Raw genomic sequence first — 22,163 nt, forward strand, 5'->3', positions numbered from 1 at the left:
CTGCGGTTCTTGAGAATGTCACCAGGATGCGCGCCGCGCCTGCGCTCGGGGGTGCACGCACCAAGATCGCGGCTAACGCAACGGCATTGGGCCTAGGGTCTGTCTTCACACTCGCCTCTGCCCGGTGACGCCCGGCACGCACTCTCGCCGCGCCGGGCGCAAAGCCGAGTACGCCCCCTAAGAGACGCTGCACCCGGCCCGGCGAGAGCACGCACCGAACGCCGCCGGGGCGCCCTCCGGGCGACGAGGGGAGTTTGAAGACAGGCTCTGGCGGGGTCAGTCCAGGCTGTAGCAGCGGATGACGATGGCGCCGCCGTCGTCGTGCGCCAGGCCGACGAAGACGGTCGCGGCGAGCCACTGGTGGGCCGCGGCGTCGGTGCGGAAGACCGGGGCGGTGCGGAAGTAGACGTCCGCCCCGGACTCCGTGTAGTAGCCCCGGTTGACGATGTCGATCACGGCGCCGTCGTCGGCGCGCAGCAGGTAGCGGGCCTCCAGCTGGCAGACGTCGCCGCGGGTGCTGGACCAGTCGCCGCCGCCCGCGAGGACGGTGCCGTTCAGCCGGGGCCCGCGTACGGTGCCGCCCATGATGGGGGTGAACTCGGTGACCTCGCCGCTGCCGTGTCCGATGTGCAGCGGCGGGTCGATCTCGGCCCGGATCTCGAAGGCGAAGGTCAGGGAGGGGGTGCTGGTCATCGCGATATGCCTTTCAGGTGACGGGAGCTGCGGTCCGGCGGGTCGGTTTCCAGCCGGGGCGTGGCACCGAGTCGAGCAGTGTCCGGGTGTACGCGTGCGAAGGCGCGGTCAACACCGAGCGCACAGGCCCCCGTTCGACGATCCGGCCGCCGCGCATGACCACGATGTCGTCGCAGACGTGCCGGACGATGCCCAGGTCGTGGGTGATGAACAAGTAGGCCACCGGGGTCTGTTCGCGGATCTCGCGGAGCAGGGTGAGGATCTGCGCCTGCACGGACACGTCGAGCGCCGCGACCGCCTCGTCCAGCACCAGCACCTTCGGCTGCACCGCCAACGCCCTTGCGATGGCGACCCGTTGCCGCTGGCCGCCGGAGAGGGCGCCGGGGAGCGCGCCGGCCTGGCGTTCGTCCAGGCCCACCTGGTCGAGGTGGTCGGCGACGCGCCGGTCGAGCGCGGAGCCCCGTAGGTCCGTGTGCAGCGCGACGACCTCGGCGAGGCAGTCGCGCACGCGCTGGCGGCGGTCCAGGGAGGCGTACGGATCCTGGAAGACGAGCTGGACATCGCGGGCGGCGCGGCGCCGTTCGGCGGTCCGCCGGGGCGGCCGGGTCCGTTCGTGCCCGGCGAGCCGTACGGTTCCGGCCGTCGGACGTTCCAGGCCCGCGATCATCCGGGCGGCGGTCGTCTTGCCGGAGCCGGACTCGCCGACGACGGCCAGCGAGCCGCCCGGCGCCAGCTCCAGATCGACGTCGTCGACGGCGACGACATCACCGAACTCCTTGCGCAGGCCGCTGACGTGCAGCACGTACGAGTCGGTCGGGTCAGTCATCGGCGGGCTCCGCGGGGTAGTGGCAGGCGGCGAGGCCGTCGCCGACGGGCCGCAGTTCGGGACGGTCGGTGCGGCACAGGTCCCGGGCCGCCGGGCAGCGCGGCGCGAACGCGCAGCCAGGACCCGCCTCGAACGCGGACAGCGGCCGGCCGGGGATCGCCCGCAGCCGCTGCTCGTCCGCGCCGGGCGCGGGACGGGAGGCGAGCAGTGCCCGCGTGTAGGGGTGCCGGGCGGCCTTGTGCAGGCGGTCGGCGGGGAGGTTCTCCACCAGCGTGCCCGCGTACATGACGGCGACGCGGTCGCAGACGGCGGCGGCCAGGGCCAGGTCGTGCGTGATGAACAGCATGGCCAGGCCGCGGGCCGCCCGCGCCTCGTCGATGATCGCCATGACCTCGGCCTGGGTCGTGACGTCGAGCGCCGTCGTCGGTTCGTCGGCGAGCAGCAGACGCGGGCCGCCGGCGAGCGCGGCCGCGATCATGACGCGCTGGAGCAGCCCCCCGGACAGCTCCGGCGGCCGCTGCCGCAACCGGCGTTCCGCGTCGGGGATGCCGACGTCGCGGAGGAGTGCGGTGACCGTGGCCGTGGCGTCGCGTGGCCGGGTGCCGCCCGCGACGAGTCCCTCGGTGAGGAAGTCGCCGACCGTGCGCACCGGGTTGATGTGGGCGCGCGGGTCCTGGAAGACCATGGCGATGTCCCGGGCCCGCAGCGCGCGCAGCGCGGCGGGTCCCATGGCGGGCACGGAGACCCCGTCGACGCGCACGTCGCCCTCGACGCGGGCGCCGGGTGGCAGGAGCCGCAGCACGGACCGGGCGGTGAGCGACTTGCCGGAGCCGGACTCGCCGACCAGGCCCACCGCGGAACCGGCCGGTACGCAGAGGTCGACCCGGTGGATGACCGTGCGGTCGGCCCCGTCCAGGGGGAGGGTGACGCGCAGGTCCTGGATGTCGAGGAGTGTCATCGGTCGTCCCCCAGGAGCCGTCGGGACAGGCCGTTGCCGAGCAGGGTGCAGGCGATGACGAACACGACGATCACCAGGCCCGCGTACAGCGACTGTTCGGCCCGTCCTGCCAGGACGCCCGAGGCACCCTGCGCGACCATCAGCCCCCACTCGGCCGTCGGCGGCTGGGCGCCGAGCCCGATGAAGGAGAACGCCGCCACGTCGAGCAGCGTGTAGCCGAACGAGACCGTCACCTGCACCAGGACCAGCGGCAGCAGCGCGGGCGTCAGATGGCGCAGACAGATCCGCCACCCGGACATGCCGAGCATGCGCAGCGCCGACACGTACGGCAGATGCACCTCGCGCAGGGCGGCGCCGCGCACCGTGCGGGCCACGTAGGGCAGATACGCGACGGACAGCGTCACGACCGCCACCTGCAGACCCGCCCCGAAGACGGCCGCGCCGACCACGGCGAGGATCAGGCCGGGGAAGCCGAACACGACGTTCAGCAGGCCGGAGACCACCCGGTCGTACCAGCCGCCGAGCCAGGCCGCCGCGATCGCGAGCGCCGTGCCGACGACGCTCGCCGCGAGGGTCACGACGGCGGGCGCGAGCAGGCTGAGCCGCGCCCCGTACAGGATGCGGGACAGGATGTCGCGGCCGGTGTCGTCGGTGCCGAGCCAGTGCGCCGCCGAACTGCCCTGGTACACGGCCATCGGGTCGACGGCCTCCGGGTCGTACGGAGCGACGAGCGGGGCGCAGACGGCGAGCGCCACCACGAGCGCCACCACGGCCCCGGAGGCGATCAGCACGCCGTTGCCCCGTTTGAATACCCGTGCGGTGGCCGTCAGTTGATACGTCGTCATGCGGAGGCCTCCAGCGGAGTGCGGCGGTCGAGCAGCGCCGTGACCATGTCCACGACGGTGTTCACGCCGACGAAGAGGACGACGCTGATCAGGGCGAGCGCCTGCACCACCGCGAGGTCCTGCTTGGCGGCGCTCTGCACGAGCAGCGCCCCGATGCCGTTGACGCCGAAGGCCTGCTCGACGATCGCGCAGCCGGCGATCAGGCCCGCGACGGCCACCCCGGACACCGAGAAGATCGGCGCCGAGGCGTTGCGCAGGACGTGCTTGCGTACGACGAGCCGCTCGGGCAGGCCCCGGCCGCGCGCGGTCTGTACGTGCTCCGAGGCGAGTTCGCTGCGCACCGCGGAGCGCGTCACCTGGGCGACGTACGCGAGCCAGGTCGCGGCGAGCGCGAGCGCGGGCAGGGTGAGGTGTTCGAGGCGTCCGGTGAAGCCCTCGCCGGTGCCGTAGGCGGGGAACAGGTCCCAGCGCACCGACAGCCACCAGATCAGCAGCACCGACATGACGAACGTGGGCACGGCCATGAGCGTCGTGGTCACGACGGTCACCACGGTGTCGCCCCAGCCGCCGCGCAGCGCCGCGAACGTGCCGAGGGCGACGCCCGCCACGATGATGATGACCGCCGCGAACGTCACGAGGAACAGGGTGTTGCCGATGCGGTCGCCGACCAGGTGCGTGACCGAGTCCCGGTAGCTGAGGGACTGCCCCAGGTCGCCGTGGAACAGGGCGGTCAGCCAGCGCCAGTAGCCCTGCAGGAACGGGTCGTCGAGGTGGTACTGGTGGTGGATCTCGGCGAGCAGCTTCGCGCTCGGCGGTCTGCCGCCGCCCACCAGCAGGGTCGCCGGATCGCCCGGCGAGACGAACAGCGCCCCGTACACGGCGACGCTCGCGACGAGCGCGGTCACGGCGAGCGTCGTGGCACGCCGGACCATGAAGCGCCAGATCATGAGGCGCCCTGTCCGGTGCCGCCGAGGCGGGCCGCCCACGGCATGTTGATGTAGGCGAAGGAGGCGGGGGTGCCGCTGAGCCGCTTGTTGAGGAAGAGCCGCTCGTACGGGCAGACGATCGGCACGACCGGGAAGTCCTTCGAGTAGAGCGCCTGCGCCTCGGTGAACTCGGTCGCGGCGGCCTCCTCGTCGGTCGTCGCCTTGGCCGCCCCGATGTGCGAAGTCACCTCGCTGTTACGGTAGTTGGTCCAGTTCAGCGGGGACTTCGGGTCGGTGAGCATGTCCGCGTAGGAGAGCGGGTCGGGTATCTCGACATAGCCGAGGACCATGGTGGCGTCGAGGCCCTTGCGCAGCGCCGGGTTGTAGAACATGCCGGACATCTGTGTGGGCTGGAGTTGCCGGATCACGACCTTGAGGCCGATCTTCTTGGCGCCGGCCTGGAGGAACGTCAGGGTCTGCAGCGACTGTTGGTCGCCCGCGCCCATGGCGACGGTGATCGTGCGCTGCTTCGGGTCGGCCCGTTCGACGAGCTTCTTCGCCTTGGCGACGTCCGGCCCCGGCAGCTGGGGCAGCGCGTCGTACCCCTTCGCGTACACGTCCTTGGCCTTGCTGTTCTTCCACACCAGGGAGGGGATGAAGGTCTTCTGCCGCTGGGCCGCGCCGTCGTACACGTTCTTGACGAGCGCGTCGCGGTCGAGGACGAGGGAGAGCGCGTCGGCGACACGACGGTCGGCGAGCGGTGAGGCGGGGCTCGTCGGGGTGAGGAAGACGGTCTGCGCGGACGGGCCGTAGTAGAGGTTCCCCTCCTTGGACGTGCGCAGGGCCTTCGCGGCGGTCGACGGGATCTCGAAGCTGCCGTCGATCTGGCCGGACAGCAGGGCGCTGGTCAGTGTCCCGTTGTCGGTGACGAACCGGAACGTGAGTTTCTTGACCTTGGGGCGCAGCGCAGGGTCCCAGTACGCGGTGTTGCGTACGGCGGTGATCGACTCGCCCGACCGCCACCCGGTCAGCTTGAAGGGGCCGGTGCACATCAGGCCGCCCTTGGCGGTGCCGTAGGAGGAGCCGGCCTTCTTCAGGTAGGAGGCTTTGCTGACGGCGCCGAACCCGTTCACGAGGTACTTCAGGAACAGCGAGTCCGGGGTGCGGAAGCGGACGGTGACCTGGTGGGACGCGGTCGCCTTGATGGTGGTGACGTTCGCCAGGACCTGGATGTTGACGCTCTGCGTGGCGGGCACGCGCTGGCGCTCCAGGCTCGCCACGACGTCGTCGGCGGTCATCGGGCTGCCGTCCCAGAACGTGACGCCGCGGCGCAGGTTCAGCACGAGCGTCTTCGGGTCGGGCCGCTTCCAGGAAGTGGCGAGCCCGGGGGCGGTGGAGTAGTCGGCCTTCAGGCGCACCAGGGGGTCGCAGAGGTTGGAGGCGACGGTGCTGGGCGAGTAGTCGCCGACCTTCGCCGGGTCGAGCGTGGTCGGCTCGCCCATGGGCAGGTTCCAGGTGACGTCGTCGACGGTGCCGTGCGCGGCGGGCGTCGTGGTGGTGAGCCGCACCGCGCCGGGGGAGGAGTCCGCCGCCGGGTCGCCGCTGGAACAGGACGTGAGCGCGAGCACCGTGGCCAGCGCCGCGAGCGGCAGGGCGGTGCGTCGGGGAGCGTGCATGAGGGTGCTCCTGATCGGGGAGTTCCGAGTTGTGCCGGGTCCTTCGGTGTGGGGGAGCGAGCGCGTGGAGCAGGGGGTCAGGGCTGCCCGGGCAGGGCGGTGACGACGAGGCGTGAGGGGTGGGCCCCGCCGGTGCGCAGCGTCTGGGTGCTCGGCTTCGGGGCGAGCGTGGTCCACGGGTTCTCGTCGCTGCCCGAGGCGGGCAGATAGAGCGGGTAGTCGCTGCTCGCCAGCAGCAGGGCGAGGCGGTGCCCCGGGCGCACCCGGTAGCCGGTGTGCCCGAGGTCGAGGCGCACCGCGTCGGGCGCCTCGTCCGTCCGTACGTGGACCTCGCCACGGGCGAGGGGCCGCATCGTTCCGTCCGGGAGGACATCGACGAGCTTGGCGAAGACGTCGAACTCCGTTGCCGTGCTGGTCACTTGGAGATCGAGGGAGAGAGGTCCCGCGAGGTCGACCGGCCCGGTCAGTACGGGTCCGGTGAAGCAGAGCACGTCCTCGCGGGCGGCGAGCGGGGCGAAGTCGGGGTAACTGTGCAGCAGGGCGAAGGAGTTCGGCACGACCGACGGCACGGGGTCCTCCGGGTCGTACGCCCATCGTGCCTCGTCCGGCGCGGTGGGTGCGGGCGCCCCGAGGGTGCCGTTCGTCGCGTCGAGCCACCAGCTCTGCTCCATGGCCCCAGGCGGCGGCCACGACGCGTCGGCCCGCCACTCCGCGTGCCCCAACTCCCAGCGCACCTTGGGCAGTTCATCCGCGCGGCGGATGCCCTTGAGGAATACGTCGAAGAATTCGAGCGCCGGGTCGACATAGCCCGGCAGCATGCGGTCGAGGGCTGCCGCGCTCGCCGCGTGGTCGCTCTCCCCGGTCGCCGGGGCGTCCGCGAGCCGGTAGTTCTCGTGGTCGACCGCACCGGCCCACAGGTACTGCACGGCGTCCCAGCCGGGGCGCGCGGCGAGCTCCGTGTAGTCCCGCATGTGCGGGGTCACGATGTTGTCGAACCAGCCCACGCAGTGCAGCACCGGCACCGGGCGCGCGTCGAAGGGGTGCCGGCCGCGCGCCGGGAACAGGTCGGTGAAGCGCGGGGCGAGCAGGTCGAACCAGGTGGAGCGGGCGCCGATCGCGCGGAACGCCTGCTCGTACTGGTCGATGACCGGGCGGACGGTCCGGTCCGGCTCGTACTCGTACACGCCCTGGTCGACCCAGTAGTGCGCGTAGTACTCGATGCCCTCCAGCCATACGGGCCGGCCGACCGGAGTGCCGCTCTGTGTGGTCGCGTTGAAGTCGACCGTGGTCACCCGGGGGACGATCGCGCGCAGCGCCGGGTGCTGCGAGGCGACCGCGGCCCACTGCGTGAAGCCGTAGTACGAGTCGCCGAACATGCCGACCAGCCCGTCCGACCAGGGCTGCCGGACGATCCAGTCGATCGTGTCGTAGCCGTCCTCGGGCTCGCGCAGGAACGGCACGGTCGGGCCCTCGGAGCGGAACTTGCCGCGCACGTCCTGCACGACGACCGCGTAGCCGCGGGCGGTGAACAGGGCCGCGATCTCGTCGAAGTACACGTAGCGGCTGTTCTTGTCGTACGGCAGTCGTACGAGGACGGCGGGGGTGCCGGTGTCGGCATCGGTCGAGCCGGTACCGGGTGCGCCGGGATCGGGGAGGTAGACGTCGGTGGCGAGCCGGACCCCGTCGCGCATCCGCACCCGGAACTCGTGGGCCCGGGCGGGCACAGGAGCCGGGCCGACGCGCTCAAAAGCAAAGGTCATGAGGGTGGTCTCCCGTGAGTGGCCCGTGAATGGCCCGTGGGTGTCCCATGAACAGGGATGAACAACGCCGTGATGTAACAGCGTTGTATGACAACATTGCAGCTCCGTGTGAACGCGGTCAACCCATTGCGTTAAGGTCGGCGACATGCCGATCGAGGTAGACGAGGCCAGGCGGCTCGACGAGATCGCGGACGCCACCATCCAGGTCGCCCGCGAGCGCGGCGTCCGCTCCGTGACCATCCGGGCGGTGGCCGGACAGCTCGGCGGCTCCACCGCCATGGTCACCAACTACGTCTCCAGCCGCGCCGCCCTGATGACCAACGCGATGCGCCGCGCCGAGGCCGACTGGGGCCGTGAGATGGCCCGGGCCCTGGAGGGGGTCGAGGGTGAGGAGCGGCTGCGCGCGGCCGTCCGCTGGATGTGCACCACCGAGCGGGACGACGAGGTGCTGCGCCGTCTGATGATGGAGATCGCCAGCGCGGGACCCGGCGCGGGTGCCGAGGTCGAGAAGGCGCGGCGCGCCACGTCGCGGCGCAACCACGAGGAGTTGGGCGCGCTCGCCGGTGAAGGAGGCCTGGGCGGAGGGGAGTTGAGCGGTGACGTGCTCCATCTCCTGCTGCGCGGATACTGGCTGTCGACGCTGGAGGACCAGGAGAGCTGGACCGCGGAGCGCGGGGAGCGGGCGATCCTGGCCGTCGTCGACCTGCTGCGGGGCTCCGCCGGCTGACGAAGCCCGCTGACGCAGCGGCGGACGAAGCGGCGGGCGGGGGTTGACAGCGATCGAGGCCGCGGCGCAGTCTGTGCGCGAAATAAAACGCCGTTGTATGACGGCGTCCCGTGCCGGCCCGCCCTGAGCGCCGCACGTCACCGATCACGGTCCCGTCCCTCACCCCCTCCCGAAGAGGTGCCCCATGGGAAGTCCAGGTCAGCACGGAGAGCTGTGGCAGTGGCCCGCCACCGAACTCGCCGCCGCCGTGCGCCGCCGGGAGGTCTCCGCCGTCGAGGTCGCCGCCTCCTGCCTCGCCCGCGTCGAGGAGGCGAACCCGGCGACGAACGCGCTCGTGGAGGTCCGCCCCGGCGAAACCCTCGCCGCGGCCCGCCGGGCGGACGCGGCCGTCGCCGCGGGAGAGCCGCTCGGCCCCCTGCACGGTGTGCCGGTGTCCATCAAGGTCAACACCGAGCAACAGGGGTACGCCACCACCAACGGCGTGGCCGCCCTCGCCGGGAACGTCTCCGACGAGGACGCCGCCTGCGTCACCGCCCTGCGCGCCGCGGGCGCGATCCCGCTCGGGCGCAGCAACGTCCCCGCGTTCTCGCTGCGCTGGTTCTCCGGCAACGACCTGCACGGCCGGACCCTCAACCCCTGGGACCACTCCAGGACGCCGGGCGGCTCCAGCGGGGGCGCGGCCGCCGGGATCGCCGACGGCCTGACGCCGCTCGCCCAGGGCAACGACATCGGCGGCTCCATCCGCTTCCCCGCGGCCTGTTGCGGGGTCGTCGGGGTGCGTCCCACCGTCGGCCGGGTCTCCGGCTGGGGGCCGCCCGCCTTCGCGGACACCCCCGACGGGCCCGTACCGCTGGACTTCCCGCCCACCGTGCACGCGTGCGCCGTGCAGGGGCCGCTCGGCCGGACCGTGGCCGACGCGCGGCTCGCGCTGCACGCCATGACCACACCCGACCTGCGCGACCCCGCGGGCGTCCCGGCCGTACCGGAGCGCGCGCCCGCGACCGGGCCGGTACGGGTCACCGTCGTCCGCGGCAACGAGGGCGTGAAGAACCATCCGGCGGTCGACGCGGCCGTGGCCGACGCCGCGGCCCGGCTCGCCGACGCCGGGTACGAGGTCGACGAGGTGGACGCCGAACCGCTGCTCGCGGAGGCGGCCCGGCTCTGGCTGCTGCTGATCACCGAGGACACCCGGCCGCTGCTGCGGGTCGTCGAGCAGATCGGCGACGACGCGATCCGCACCGCGCTCGCCGGGCACTTCGCGGCGGCGGCCACGGTGTGGGGCGAGCGCCCGGACCTGGAGACGTACATCAACGGCTGGGGGCGGCGGGCCACCCTGATCGCGCGGTTGCAGCAACTCCTGGGCGCGGGACGGCTGTTGCTGACCCCGGTCTGCGCCGAGATCCCCTTCGAGCAGGACGCCGACCTCGCCGGCGAGCGGCGGTCGGGGGAGCTCTTTCCCGCGATGTGGCCGATGACCGCCGTGCCGGTCCTCGGCTTCCCGGCCGTCACCGTGCCGGTCGCGCTGCACGACGGGCTGCCGCTCGGGGTGCAGCTCGTCGGCGGCCGGTTCACCGAGGACCTGGTGCTCGACGCCGCCCAGGCCGTCGAGGACAGGTCGCCGGTCCTGCGGGCGTGGGCGGGACCGGGGCTTTCCGTTTGATGTGAATCACGGCGCGCCCCCTCCACGTAAGAGATGCGTCAAGGGCGGATACGCCCCCGTATGAGAGGCGTCAACGGGGATCGGATCCGGCCACGACCGGGAGTTTGCTCTAAGCGTCCGAACACTTCACATGTTCGGGCGCTTCGAGTCCGTCCCTGTCCCTTTCGCACCTCATCCAGGAGCTCACGATGGCCGACCTGGCCTTCGTCGTCACCACGATCGCGGTTTTCGCTCTGGTGGCACTTGTCGCCAAGGGGGTGACGAAGCTGTGACCGCCGAGAACATCGTCGGCCTGGTCGTGGCCGTCGCCCTGCTGGGCTATCTCGTCCTCGCCCTCGTCCACCCGGAGAGGTTCTGAGAACAGATATGAGCCCCGTCCTTGCCGGAGCGCTCCAGTTCCTCGCCCTGTTCGCGGCGCTGGCACTGGCCTACCGACCCCTCGGCGACCACATGGCCCGGGTCTACTCCTCCGAGAAGCACCTCCGGGTGGAGAAGTGGATCTACAAGGGCATCGGCGCCGACCCGAACACGGAGATGCGCTGGACCGCCTACCTGCGGGGCGTCCTCGCCTTCTCGGCCGTGAGCGTCCTCTTCCTCTACCTGCTGCAGCGGCTCCAGGGCTCGCTGCCCGGCTCGCTCGGCTTCACGTCGATCGACCCGGACCAGGCCTTCAACACGGCCGCGTCCTTCGTCGCCAACACCAACTGGCAGTCGTACTACGGCGAACAGGCCATGGGCCACGTCGTGCAGACCGGCGGTCTCGCGGTGCAGAACTTCGTCTCCGCGGCGGTGGGGATCGCCGTGGCGGTGGCCCTGGTCCGCGGCTTCGCCCGGACCCGCACCGGTGAACTGGGCAACTTCTGGGCGGACCTGGTACGCGGAGTCGTCCGCATCCTGATTCCGATCGCGGTCGTCGGCGCCCTCGTCCTGGTCGCCTGCGGCGCCATCCAGAACTTCTCCGGCATCCACGAGGTCGGCCAGTTCGGGGGCGGCTCGCAGCAGTGGAACGGCGGCGCCGTCGCCTCCCAGGAAGCCATCAAGGAACTCGGCACCAACGGCGGCGGCTACTTCAACGCCAACTCCGCCCACCCCTTCGAGAACCCCAGCGGTTTCACCAACCTCTTCGAGGTCTTCCTGATCCTGGTCATCCCGTTCGCGCTGACCCGCACGTTCGGCAGGATGGTCGGCTCGCTCCGGCAGGGCTACGCGATCCTCGCCACGATGGCGACGATCTGGATCGCCTTCACCGGCCTCATGATGTGGACCGAATTCGCCCACCACGGCCCCGCGTTCGACCTCGCGGGCGGCGCCATGGAAGGCAAGGAGAACCGCTTCGGCATCGGCGGCTCCTCGATCTTCGCGGTCGCCACGACGCTCACGTCGACCGGCGCGGTGGACTCCTTCCACTCCTCCTACACGGGCCTCGGCGGCGGCATCACGATGCTCGGCATGCAGCTCGGCGAGATCGCGCCCGGCGGTACCGGTTCCGGCCTCTACGGCATGCTGATCATGGCGCTCATCGCGGTGTTCATCGCCGGCCTCATGGTGGGCCGCACGCCCGAGTACCTCGGCAAGAAGATCGGCACCCGCGAGATCAAGCTCGCCGCCTGCTACATCCTGATCACGCCGGCGCTCGTCCTCGTCTTCACGTCCCTCTCGATGGCCCTGCCGACGCCGAAGAACTCCATGCTGAACAGTGGCGCGCACGGCTTCTCGGAGATCCTCTACGCGTTCACGTCGGGCGCCAACAACAACGGCTCGGCCTTCGCGGGCCTGAGCGCCGACACCAACTGGTTCAACACCACGATCGGCCTCGCGATGCTCCTCGGCCGCTTCCTGCCGATGGTGTTCGTGCTCGCGCTCGCCGGTTCGCTCGGCGAGCAGAAGCCGGTCCCGGCCACCGCGGGCACCCTGCGCACCGAGAAGCCGCTGTTCACCGGACTCCTGGTCGGCACGGTCCTGATCGTCACCGGCCTGACCTACTTCCCGGCGCTCGCGCTCGGGCCGCTCGCCGAGGGACTCGCCTCATGAACGTACGTACTGAAGAACCCAGGGAGGACGGGGCCGCAATGTCCACAGCCACACCCGGCCGGGCGCCGCACCAGTCCGCGCAGAGCGGCCACCCGTCCGCGGAATCCGGGGGCGGCAAGGTCGGCGGAGGTCTCTTCGACCCGAAGCAGCTGGTCAGGTCGGTGCCCGACGCCTGCCGCAAGCTCGACCCTCGGGTGATGGTCAAGTCCCCGGTCATGTTCGTGGTGCTGGTCGGCTCGGTCCTGACGACGGTGTTCTCGTTCAAGGACCCGTCCGACTGGTTCGGCTGGACCATCAGCGCCTGGCTGTGGCTGACGGTGATCTTCGCCAACCTCGCGGAGGCCGTCGCCGAGGGCCGCGGCAAGGCCCAGGCCGACACCCTGCGCAAGGCCAAGACCGACACGGTCGCGCGCCGGCTCCTGGGGGGCCGCGAAGAGCACGTCCCGGGTACGGAGTTGAAGATCGGCGACCTCGTGGTCTGCGAGGCCGGCGATGTCATCCCCGGTGACGGTGACGTCGTCGAGGGCGTGGCCTCCGTCGACGAGTCGGCCATCACCGGCGAGTCGGCCCCGGTCATCCGCGAGTCCGGCGGCGACCGCTCGGCCGTCACCGGCGGCACGAAGGTGCTCTCCGACCGCGTCGTCATCAAGATCACGACGAAGCCCGGCGAGACGTTCATCGACCGCATGATCAACCTGGTCGAGGGCGCGGCCCGGCAGAAGACGCCGAACGAGATCGCGCTGAACATCCTGCTCGCGTCACTGACCATCGTGTTCCTGCTGGCCGTCGCCACGCTGCCGCCCTTCGCGCACTACGCGGGCAAGAACCTCGACATGGTCGTCCTGGTCGCGCTGCTCGTCTGCCTCATCCCGACCACCATCGGCGCCCTGCTCTCCGCCATCGGCATCGCGGGCATGGACCGCCTCGTGCAGCGCAACGTGCTCGCCATGTCCGGACGGGCCGTCGAGGCCGCCGGCGACGTGTCCACCCTGCTGCTCGACAAGACCGGCACCATCACCCTCGGCAACCGGCAGGCCGCCGAGTTCGTCCCCGTCCGCGGCACCACCGAGGCGCAGCTCGCCGACGCCGCGCAGCTCTCCTCGCTGTCCGACGAGACCCCCGAGGGCCGCTCGATCGTGGTCCTCGCCAAGGAGAAGTACGGGCTGCGCGAACGCCACCAGGGCGAATTGACCGGCGCCGACTGGATCGAGTTCACCGCCCAGACCCGGATGTCGGGCGTGGACCTCGACGGACGCAGGATCCGCAAGGGGGCGACCGGGTCCGTCATCGCCTGGGTCGAGGAGCGCGGGGGCGTGGTCGCCGGGGACGCACGGGAACTGAACGACCGGATCTCGGAGGCCGGCGGCACCCCGCTGCTGGTGGCGCTGGAAGACGCCGACGGCGCCCGCGTGCTCGGCGTCATCCACCTCAAGGACGTCGTCAAGGACGGCATGCGGGAGCGGTTCGACGAGCTGCGCCGCATGGGCATCAAGACCGTCATGATCACGGGCGACAACCCGCTGACGGCGAAGGCGATCGCCGACGAGGCGGGCGTCGACGACTTCCTCGCGGAGGCCACTCCCGAGGACAAGATGGCCCTCATCAAGCGGGAGCAGGCGGGCGGCAAACTCGTCGCGATGACCGGTGACGGCACCAACGACGCCCCGGCCCTGGCCCAGGCGGACGTCGGCGTCGCGATGAACACCGGTACGTCGGCGGCGAAGGAGGCCGGCAACATGGTCGACCTCGACTCGAACCCGACCAAGCTCATCGAGATCGTCGAGATCGGCAAGCAACTCCTCATCACCCGGGGCGCGTTGACGACCTTCTCGATCGCCAACGACGTCGCGAAGTACTTCGCGATCATCCCGGCGCTGTTCGCCGCGGTCTACCCGGGCCTGGACAAGCTGAACATCATGCACCTGTCCTCGCCCGACTCCGCGATCCTCTCCGCGGTCGTCTTCAACGCGATCATCATCATCGCGCTGGTCCCGCTCGCCCTGAAGGGCGTCCGGTACCGGCCGGTGAGCGCCGACCGGATGCTCCGCCGCAACCTCGGGATCTACGGACTCGGCGGACTGATAGCCCCCTTCATCGGCATCAAGATCATCGACCTTCTGCTCTCCCTCATCCCCGGAATCGGTTGACGGCCATGAACAACTCGGTAGCAAACACAGGCCGGTTGATGTGGGCGGGCCTGCGGGCCCTGCTCCTCCTCACCGTCGTGTGCGGGATCGTCTACCCGCTCGCGGTGACCGGCGTCGCCCAGGCCGCCTTCCACGGCAAGGCCAACGGCTCGGAGATCACGTCCCAGGGCAAGGTGGTCGGTTCGTCCCTCATCGGACAGACCTACCTCACCAAGGACGGCAAGCCCGACCTGACCTGGTTCCAGCCGCGCCCCTCGAACGGTCTCGGCACCAACAGCGTCAACACCCGGTACAAGCTGATCCTGTCCGGCGCCACCAACCTCTCCGGTGACAACAAGGACCTGATCAAGCAGGTGAAGGACGCCAAGGCCGCCGTCGTCGCGGACAACTCCACCGCGACGTACAAGGTGAAGGCCGCGGACATCCCGGCCGACGCCGTCACCTCCTCCGCCTCCGGCCTCGACCCGCAGATCTCCCCGGCCTACGCCGAGCTGCAGGTCCACCGCGTGGCGGAGAAGAACCACCTCTCCGTCGCGCGGGTACAGAAGCTCGTCGACGACCACACGGACGGCCGGATCCTCGGCTTCATGGGGGAGCCCGGCGTCAACGTCCTCGAACTCAACGTGGCGCTCCGGGAGTTGACGACCAGGAGTTGATGACCCGGCCGGGGCCGCCGTACGCCGACGCACATGGCACGTCACATGGGGCACTCAGCGCACGGCGGCCCCCGGTCCGAGCGGAATCCCCAGTGCCCACCACGCCAGGAACAGCAGCGTCCACGCCACCGTCATGGCGACCGCCAGCGGCAGGGTGTACGAGGTGAGGGTGCCGATGCCCGCGCTCTTGCGGTAGCGCTGCAGGAAGCCGAGCGCCATCACGAAGTACGGGCTCATCGGCGTGATCGCGGTCGACCCGGAGTCCGCGATGCGGAACAGCGCCTGCGTCGTCTCCGCGGGCACGTGCACCAGCATCAGCATCGGTACGAGGACGGGCGCGGCCAGCGCCCACATCGCCGAGCCGCTGGTGACCATGACGTTGACCAGCGTCAGCAGTACCAGGACCAGCAGGAAGACCACGACGATCGGCAGGCCGCTGTGCCGCAGCGCCTCCGCCGCCCGCACCGCCAGCACATCCCCGATGTGCGTCCAGTCGAAGTAGGCGAGGAACTGGGCGATGGCGAAGAAGAGGACGAGCACCGGAGCCATCTGCTTGACGCCGTCGGCCATCAGCCCCGGCACGTCACCGGCTCTGGTGATCGACCCGGCGCGCCGGCCGTACACGATGCCGGTGACCGCGAACAGGCAGGCCACGACGGCCGCGATGCCGTCCAGGAACGGCGACTCGACGATGCTGCCGCCGGCCCCGCGCAGCGGTGACGACGTGGGCAGCAGCGCGGCCACGACCAGCACCAGACCCGCACCGAGCGCGAGCAGCGCCGCCCGCAGCGCGGCCCGTTCCCGCTCGCTCAGTCGCAGCGTCCCGAGATCCTCGACGTCGGCGTCCGGATCGGGGCCGAGATCGGGCCTGCGCGACAGGACGTAGCGCGTGACGAGGGTGATGACGGCGGCGAGCAGAAGGGAGGAGGCGATGTTGAAGAACCAGTTGGACAGCGGGGACACGTACGCGTCGTCGCCGCCCGTGATCTTCGCGGCCGCCGTGGTGATGCCCGCGAAGATCGCGTCGTTCGGCGTGGGCACGGGGCTCGCGTCGTAGCCGGAGGCGATCGACGTGTACGCCACGACGATGCCGAGGATGGGGGAGCGGCCCACGGCACGGAAGGCGAGCCCGCCGAGGGGCACCAGGATGATGTACGCGGCGGCCGACGCGACGTGCGCCACCGTCCCGGCGAACGCCACGGCGAACACGACCCACGACGCGGGCACGCGGGCCACGCCGACCTTCATCGCGGCGGCCAGGAACCCGCTGCGCTCGGCCACCGCGACGCCCATGATGACCACGACGATCGTCGCCATCGGCGGGAATTCGGCGAAGTTCGACACCATCGACGACACCGCCATGGCGAGCCCGTCGCCACTGAGCAGGTTCTGCACGACGACGGTCCTGCCGTCGGCGGGCGACACGACCGACACGTCGAATACGGCGAGCACGGCGCTGACGACGGCGAGCAGCGCGGACAGGATCCAGAACAGCCAGAAGGGGTGCGGCAGGGCGTTGCCCGCGCGCTCCACGACGGCCAGGGCGCGGATGACGCGCGGCAGTCGCGCCGCCTCGTCGAGTGGTGGTGCGTCTCTCTGTACGGACATGGCGGCGGCTCCGACTAGCGCTTGTCGCGGGGAAGTTGCCTGGTCTGGAAGAAGTCCCAGATGACTTCGTGGGCCTTGATCGTCTGGGTCGTGCTGCCGCCGCCGCTGTACCCGTCGGCGCCCGGCCAGGTGTGCCCGCCGTCGGTCACCGCGACATGCGTCACCTCGGCGCCGCCCGCGCAGCCGGTCCACCGCCGCGTCGTGATGTCGGGCCCGGTCACCTCGTCGGGCAACCGTGTGGCGCAGTGGTCGCGCTCCGCCCAGCCGGCCACCCAGTCCGGGATCGCGGGCAGACCGCGGTCCGCGTCGCCCTGGTACGGGATGGTGGCATCGCCGGTGCCGTGGAAGTCGATGACCGGCACGGGCCGTGCGGGGTCGCAGTTCTCCCCGGTCCCGGGGTAGAAGGCCCCGGCGACCGGTGCGACGGCGGCGAACCGGTCTGCCATCCGGCACGCCAGCAGCCCGGTGAATCCGGCCCCGTTGGACTTCCCGGTGGCGTACACCCGACTCGTGTCCACGCAGAGGCGGCTCTCAAGGCTGTCGAGCAGGTCGCCGGTGAACGCGACGTCGTCCACCCCGGCCGCCGCGTACGGCGCACCCTGCCACGCCTGCCGGTCGCCGTCGCCGGTCCCGATGACACCGTTCGGATACGCGACGACGGCCGGCAGCGTCGACAGCCGGGAGAACGCCTCGGTCCCGGCACCCGTGTTCCCGCGCCCGTGATAGGCGACGATGAGCGGCCAGCTCCTGGCCGGGTCGTAACCGTCGGGCAGATGCAACTGATACGTCCGGGCGCGCCCACCGCTGCTGATCGTCTGCGGCACGCTGGTGCCGGGTTCCTGCGGGGCGGCGCTCCCGCACCCTTCCGAGGAGGGGGCGCCGGAGGCGGCCTGGGACGGGGCCAGTGGTACGGCGACGAGCGCGGCGGCCAGTACGCAGGCACGCCGAAGCAGACCCTTCATGTGCGGCTCCCTTGAGGGGTTCGGTGGGGTTCGGTGAGGTTCGGTTTTTGAGGGGGTGAGGCGAGGGCTAGACGTCGAGCCATTCCTCGACGAACGCGCACACACGCTCGACAACGGCGTCCACGATGGCCCGCCCGTCGTCGGCGGTCACGGAAGTCGGGTCCCCGAGGACCCCGTTCGCGCTCAACTCGTCGTACGGCAGGGTCAATGACGGCTGGGAGAAGGAGCGGGCGAGGCGGGCGACGGGCTGGAGCCCGTCGACGGAGACGGACCCCGCCGCCAGCCGGTCCCGGTGCACCAACTCCGGTGCCAGAAACAGCATTTGGGCCGTCTCGGCCTCGCCGCTGTGGCCGTGCACCGCGCTCACGCCCATCTCGGCGATCACCTTGGAGGCGAGCGACGTCACGGGCGACCAGGCGAACCGCACCTCGGGGTGTGCCATGAGCAGATCCTGGGCGACGGTGGTGAGCGCCGCGTTGTTGCCGCCGTGTCCGGTGAGCACCAGGAACCGGCGCCATCCGTGCCGTCGCAGGCTCTCCACGTACTCGCGCACCACGGCCGCGAACGTGGTCGTCGTCAGCGTCACCGTCCCGGCGAACGCCATGTGGTGCGGCGAGACCCCGACCGGCAGCGGCGGCCCGATGACCACGCGGCCCGCGAGCCGGGCGCCCACCAGGGCGGCGATGCGCTCGGCCCGGATCGTGTCCGTGGCGAGCGGCATCCCTGGCCCGTGCTGCTCGTACGCCCCGGCCGGGATGATCACAACGGGCGCCCGGCTGACGGCCTCTGCGGCCTCCTCGGTCGTCAACTCGGCCAGCAGCAGCGGTGACTGGGTGCTCACGACAGCTCACCGCCGTCGGGGAATTCGGCCGCCTGGACGGCATCCCGGATCGCGCCGAGGTGCTCCCGGGTGATCCGCTCGGCGGCCTCCGCGTCCCCGTCCCGCACCGCTTCGAGGATCAGCAGGTGCTCGGCGTGGTCGCGCTCCCGGTCGTTGTAACGATGCCGGATCTCGACCTGGTCGCGGGCGCGGACCTGGAGCAGCGCCTCGACGGTCTCCTTCAGCAGCGCGTTCCCGCTGGCCGTGGCCAGCGCGACATGGAAGTGCACGGAGCGGCGCAGCGATTCCTCCGGCGGGAACAGCGCGTTGGCCGCCGCGTACTCCAACTGCTCCAGTCCTTGCGGGAGTCGGGTGCGCGCCGCCTCCGCGGCGACGGCCGGCTCGACGACGAGCCGGGCCCCGACGAGTTCGAGCACCGACTGCCGGGTGCTGCGCGGCAGATGCGGGTTGGCGAGCAGCCGCCGCTCGGCGCCCGGGCCGACGTACGTGCCCGAACCGTGCCGGAACTCCACGACCTGCGTCGCCTCCAGACGCCGCAGCGCCTCCCGTACGGTCGGCGTCGTCACCTCGAAGCGCCGGGCCAGTTCGCGCGAGGAGGCCAGGACGTCACCGGGGGAGAGCCGCTCGCTGCGGATGATCTCGACTATGTCGTCCGCCAGGCGTTCGGACAGGGAGGGCTGATCGGCGTAACTCATAAAGTGAATAGATCACTTGATCTCTGGGGGTGTCAACGGTCGTGCACCCACGGGTTGTCCCGGGTGCTGCCGTCAGTCCTTGCCGGGCCGGTCGAGGAGGCCGCGCTCCATCGCCACCACGACGGCCCGCGTCCGGTCGCTCACGTCCAGCTTCGCGAAGACCCGCAGCAGATGCGTCTTCACGGTCGCCTCGCCGATCACGAGCCGCTTGCCGATGTCGGCGTTGGACAGGCCGTCGGCCACCGCCTCCAGCACGTCCACCTCGCGCGCGGTGAGCGCGGCCTGGACCGGGCGGCGCATCTTCGCGACGAGCTTCTGCGCGACGCGCGGGGCGAGCACCGTCTCGCCGCGGGCCGCCGAGTGGATCGCGTCGACGAGCTGCTCGCGCGAGGTGTCCTTGAGCAGATAGCCGATCGCGCCGGCCTCCACCGCGCGCTCGATCTCGGTGTCCGTGTCGTACGTCGTCAGGATCAGCACGCGCGTACCGCTCGGGCCCGCGACGATCCGCTGCGTCGCCGCGACACCGTCGAGGACCGGCATCCGCAGGTCCAACAGGGCGACATCGGGGACGAGTTCCTCGACGAGCGCCACGCCCGCGCGGCCGTCGTCCGCCTCCCCGACCACCTCGATACCGGGCTCTGAGGCGAGCAGCGCCACGACACCGGCGCGCATCACCGTGTGGTCGTCGACCACGACGATCCGCAGGCGGGATGCGTGGCCTTGGTCCTGGACGGTCATACGAGCTCCTCGTGGCCGGGGGCGGTGGTGGGCAGGGAGGCGAGGATGCGGGTGCCGTCGCCGAGCGAACTGGTGACGGTCAGCTCGCCGCCGAGTTCGGCGAGCCGCTTGCGCATGCCGTCGAGACCGAAGCCGCGGGCCGCCGCGACATCGAAGCCGCGCCCGTCGTCGGTGATCTCCAGATCGACCCCGTACGGGCCGGGCGTCAGCACCGCGACCACCGTCGAGGCCCGCGCGTGCTTGCGGACGTTGGCGAGGGACTCCTGGGTGCAGCGCAACAGTGCGATCCGGGTCTGCTGGTCGCAGTCGACGTCCGCGAGGTCCGCGTCCACCGCGATGCCGGTGTCCTCGGCGAACCGGTCGAGGATGCGCCGCAGGGTCGCGGAGACCGAGCCCTGGACCGCGCCGCCCGGCGGCGGAGTCGCACCGACCAGGGCGCGCGCCTCCGCGAGGTTCTCCCGCGCGGTCTGCTCGATGGACGTCAACTGCTGGGTCGCGCGCGTAGGTTCGGCATCCAGGCCGGAACGGGCCGCCTCCGCCAGCACGATGATGGAGGCGAAGCCCTGCGCGAGCGTGTCGTGGATCTCGCGGGCAAGCCGCTCCCGCTCGTCCGCCGCGCCCTGCCGGCGATGGGCCTCGGCCAACTCGGCTTGCGTATCGGCCAGTTGTTCGGTGAGCAGCTGGGCGCGCGCCTCACCCTGCTCGCTGATCCGGTGCACGAGGAGACCCACCCCGGCGCCCACGACGTAACCGAGAGCGATGAACGCCGTGTCGCCGGTCAGGACTCGGGGCTCGGGGTCGCGGCCGGCGGCACTCGCCAGGGCGGTGAGCACCGCCGCGCCACCGCTGAACGAGAGGGCGGCGGCGGGACCGGACGCGTAGATCCAGAAGTGCGGCAGCGACACGATGAACAGGGCGGCGCCACCGCCCATCACGTAGGCGACGGCGCCGAGGGCGACGGTCAGGATCGCCAGGTACGCGGACGGTCGCAGGGCCGGATTCGAGGGGAACATCGCGACGGCCGCGTAGGAGAACGTGAGGACGGCCAGCAGCCCGTATGTCGTGTACTTCGTCCCGCCCGTCGCGTCCGACACCGCGATGGCGGGCGGCAACAGGCCGCAAAGCACCCATACCACCGCATTCCAGCGGTGCGCGACGGGGACGGCGGACGCGGGCGGTGTCGCGGCGTCGACGACGGGCTGCCGGCTCAGGTCCATGGTGATCAGCCTACGTTCGCCGACGGCGGGGCGAGGGGTGACCGGGCCTGTCGCCACGCTCTGCCCATCCCGCGCGGAGATCACCAACTCCCCTGGCCGGGCGGCAACATCGGCGCGGGAAGGCCATGCCTGGACGAACCCGGCCACCCCCGGGCCGCGTCCACGACTCGGACGCGGCCGCAGGTAAATGTCTCCTACAGCTACTCTCTGTCCGATACGCGACGAAGCGGGAGGCGCCATGAGCGGGACGGACGAACAGGCGAACGGTGCGGGGAGCGGGCGCGTCGTCGCCGCCCTCGACGGCGCGAGCATGCGCCGCTACACCACCGGCCAGGTCATCCTCGACGCCATCGACTGGACCGTGCGGCCCGGTGAGCACTGGGCGCTGCTCGGCCCCAACGGCGCGGGCAAGACCAGCATCCTGCGCCTCGTCGGCGCCACCACCTTCCCCACCACGGGCACCGTCGAGGTCCTCGGTCACCGGCTCGGCCGCGTCGACGTGCGCGAGCTGCGCGCCCACATCGGCCATGTCTCCACGTCCCAGCGCGTCCCGCAGGACCTCACCGGCCACACCGTCGTCCTGACCGGCCACACCGGCACCGTCCAGCCGCTCTGGAAGTCGTACGACCACGAAGTGCGCGAGCGCGCCCACGAGTTGCTCGCCGAACTCCAGATCAAGGATCTCGCCGACCGCCCGTACGGGGTCTGCTCGGGCGGCCAGCGTGCCCGCATCCTCATCGCCCGCGCCCTCATGGCGAACCCGGCGCTGCTGCTGCTCGACGAGCCGTTCAACGCGCTCGACCTGCCCTCGCGCGAGGACCTCATCGACACCATGCGCCAACTGGCGTACGGGCGGCCGGAGTTGGCGACCGTCACCGTGACCCACCACCTGGAGGAGCTCTCCCCGGCGATCAGTCACGCCCTGCTCCTGCGCGAGGGCCGCGTCCTCGCCCGAGGGCCGGTCGAGGAGGTGCTGACGGCCGAGCGCATGACGGCCTGCTTCGGCCGCCCCGTCGAGGTCACGCGGCACGCCGGCCGCTGGCTCGCCCGCTCGGGCGGCCACCTGTAGGGCGCGGTGCACGTGTGACGGGTGCACGGACCGGGTGTACGTAGCGACACCCCCGGTCCGGGCCGTACGCCCAATGTCCCGCGCGGCCGCCGTCCCTAGCGTCGTAGGTGAGGCGCACAGGGCGCCGG

At 71.4% G+C, this 22,163-nt stretch carries 20 protein-coding genes; 7 read left to right on the plus strand and 13 right to left on the minus strand.

The features are described from left to right. Positions 1–276: 276 nt before the first annotated feature. The 7 genes from AB0J02_RS25730 to AB0J02_RS25760 form a co-directional block, all read right to left on the minus strand. The gene (locus AB0J02_RS25730) at positions 277–693 is read right to left on the minus strand and encodes a DUF3237 domain-containing protein (protein ID WP_363196118.1); all 417 of its coding nucleotides are present in this window, start codon (positions 691–693) and stop codon (positions 277–279) included. A gap of 13 nt (positions 694–706) precedes the next feature. Then, a complete protein-coding gene (locus AB0J02_RS25735) occupies positions 707–1,519 on the minus strand; it encodes an ATP-binding cassette domain-containing protein (protein ID WP_363196119.1) in 813 nt (270 codons plus the stop codon). Then, positions 1,512–2,477, minus strand: a complete 966-nt coding sequence (locus tag AB0J02_RS25740) for an ABC transporter ATP-binding protein (RefSeq protein WP_363196120.1) — start codon at positions 2,475–2,477, stop codon at positions 1,512–1,514. The genes AB0J02_RS25735 and AB0J02_RS25740 overlap by 8 nt, the downstream gene beginning before the upstream one ends. Next, entirely contained in the window at positions 2,474–3,322 is an 849-nt protein-coding gene (locus AB0J02_RS25745; protein ID WP_363196121.1) for an ABC transporter permease, read from the minus strand. The genes AB0J02_RS25740 and AB0J02_RS25745 overlap by 4 nt, the downstream gene beginning before the upstream one ends. Then, on the minus strand, positions 3,319–4,269 hold the full coding sequence (locus AB0J02_RS25750; protein WP_363196122.1) for an ABC transporter permease: 951 nt from the start codon (positions 4,267–4,269) through the stop codon (positions 3,319–3,321). Before AB0J02_RS25750 ends, AB0J02_RS25745 begins: the two co-directional genes overlap by 4 nt. Next, on the minus strand, positions 4,266–5,924 hold the full coding sequence (locus tag AB0J02_RS25755) for an ABC transporter substrate-binding protein (protein ID WP_363196123.1): 1,659 nt from the start codon (positions 5,922–5,924) through the stop codon (positions 4,266–4,268). The genes AB0J02_RS25750 and AB0J02_RS25755 overlap by 4 nt, the downstream gene beginning before the upstream one ends. A 77-nt stretch (positions 5,925–6,001) precedes the next feature. Beyond that, on the minus strand, positions 6,002–7,684 hold the full coding sequence (locus AB0J02_RS25760; RefSeq protein WP_363196124.1) for a CocE/NonD family hydrolase: 1,683 nt from the start codon (positions 7,682–7,684) through the stop codon (positions 6,002–6,004). A gap of 145 nt (positions 7,685–7,829) precedes the next feature. On the opposite strand from AB0J02_RS25760, the gene AB0J02_RS25765 reads away from it, so the two are divergent. The 6 genes from AB0J02_RS25765 (at position 7,830) to AB0J02_RS25790 (ending at position 14,905) form a co-directional block, all read left to right on the plus strand. Next, the gene (locus AB0J02_RS25765) at positions 7,830–8,411 is read left to right on the plus strand and encodes a TetR/AcrR family transcriptional regulator (protein WP_363196125.1); all 582 of its coding nucleotides are present in this window, start codon (positions 7,830–7,832) and stop codon (positions 8,409–8,411) included. Positions 8,412–8,595: 184 nt separating this feature from the next. Further along, positions 8,596–10,071, plus strand: a complete 1,476-nt coding sequence (locus AB0J02_RS25770; RefSeq protein ID WP_363196126.1) for an amidase — start codon at positions 8,596–8,598, stop codon at positions 10,069–10,071. Positions 10,072–10,339: 268 nt separating this feature from the next. After that, complete coding sequence (gene kdpF / locus AB0J02_RS25775; protein ID WP_363196127.1) at positions 10,340–10,429, plus strand: K(+)-transporting ATPase subunit F; 90 nt, start codon at positions 10,340–10,342, stop codon at positions 10,427–10,429. Between the two features lie 8 nt (positions 10,430–10,437). Further along, positions 10,438–12,102: a potassium-transporting ATPase subunit KdpA gene (kdpA, locus tag AB0J02_RS25780; protein ID WP_363196128.1), complete on the plus strand. Its 1,665-nt coding sequence runs from the start codon at positions 10,438–10,440 to the stop codon at positions 12,100–12,102. A gap of 38 nt (positions 12,103–12,140) precedes the next feature. Further along, on the plus strand, positions 12,141–14,249 hold the full coding sequence (kdpB, locus tag AB0J02_RS25785) for a potassium-transporting ATPase subunit KdpB (RefSeq protein WP_363196129.1): 2,109 nt from the start codon (positions 12,141–12,143) through the stop codon (positions 14,247–14,249). A 5-nt stretch (positions 14,250–14,254) separates the two neighbouring features. Continuing rightward, positions 14,255–14,905 carry a potassium-transporting ATPase subunit C gene (locus AB0J02_RS25790; protein WP_363196130.1) on the plus strand — a complete coding sequence of 217 codons (651 nt, stop codon included), beginning with the start codon at positions 14,255–14,257 and terminating at the stop codon, positions 14,903–14,905. A 54-nt stretch (positions 14,906–14,959) separates the two neighbouring features. On the opposite strand, the gene AB0J02_RS25795 is transcribed toward AB0J02_RS25790, so the two are convergent. The 6 genes from AB0J02_RS25795 to AB0J02_RS25820 all read right to left on the minus strand — a co-directional run bounded on the left by AB0J02_RS25795 (position 14,960) and on the right by AB0J02_RS25820 (position 20,966). Beyond that, the gene (locus tag AB0J02_RS25795; RefSeq protein WP_363196131.1) at positions 14,960–16,513 is read right to left on the minus strand and encodes an AbgT family transporter; all 1,554 of its coding nucleotides are present in this window, start codon (positions 16,511–16,513) and stop codon (positions 14,960–14,962) included. 14 nt (positions 16,514–16,527) lie between these two features. Further along, positions 16,528–17,475, minus strand: a complete 948-nt coding sequence (locus tag AB0J02_RS25800) for a PHB depolymerase family esterase (RefSeq protein ID WP_363196132.1) — start codon at positions 17,473–17,475, stop codon at positions 16,528–16,530. Between the two features lie 67 nt (positions 17,476–17,542). After that, positions 17,543–18,316, minus strand: a complete 774-nt coding sequence (locus AB0J02_RS25805) for a creatininase family protein (protein ID WP_363196133.1) — start codon at positions 18,314–18,316, stop codon at positions 17,543–17,545. After that, positions 18,313–19,011, minus strand: coding sequence for a GntR family transcriptional regulator (locus tag AB0J02_RS25810; RefSeq protein ID WP_363196134.1), 699 nt, complete (start codon positions 19,009–19,011; stop codon positions 18,313–18,315). Before AB0J02_RS25810 ends, AB0J02_RS25805 begins: the two co-directional genes overlap by 4 nt. 72 nt (positions 19,012–19,083) lie before the next feature. After that, positions 19,084–19,749: a response regulator transcription factor gene (locus tag AB0J02_RS25815; protein WP_363196135.1), complete on the minus strand. Its 666-nt coding sequence runs from the start codon at positions 19,747–19,749 to the stop codon at positions 19,084–19,086. Next, on the minus strand, positions 19,746–20,966 hold the full coding sequence (locus AB0J02_RS25820) for a sensor histidine kinase (RefSeq protein WP_363196136.1): 1,221 nt from the start codon (positions 20,964–20,966) through the stop codon (positions 19,746–19,748). Before AB0J02_RS25820 ends, AB0J02_RS25815 begins: the two co-directional genes overlap by 4 nt. Positions 20,967–21,204: 238 nt before the next feature. Between AB0J02_RS25820 and AB0J02_RS25825 the strand changes: the two genes are divergently transcribed. Next, positions 21,205–22,035: an ATP-binding cassette domain-containing protein gene (locus AB0J02_RS25825; protein ID WP_363196137.1), complete on the plus strand. Its 831-nt coding sequence runs from the start codon at positions 21,205–21,207 to the stop codon at positions 22,033–22,035. Positions 22,036–22,163 lie beyond the last annotated feature (128 nt).

The sequence above is a fragment of the Streptomyces sp. NPDC050264 genome (assembly GCF_040655895.1).
Classification (GTDB): domain Bacteria; phylum Actinomycetota; class Actinomycetes; order Streptomycetales; family Streptomycetaceae; genus Streptomyces.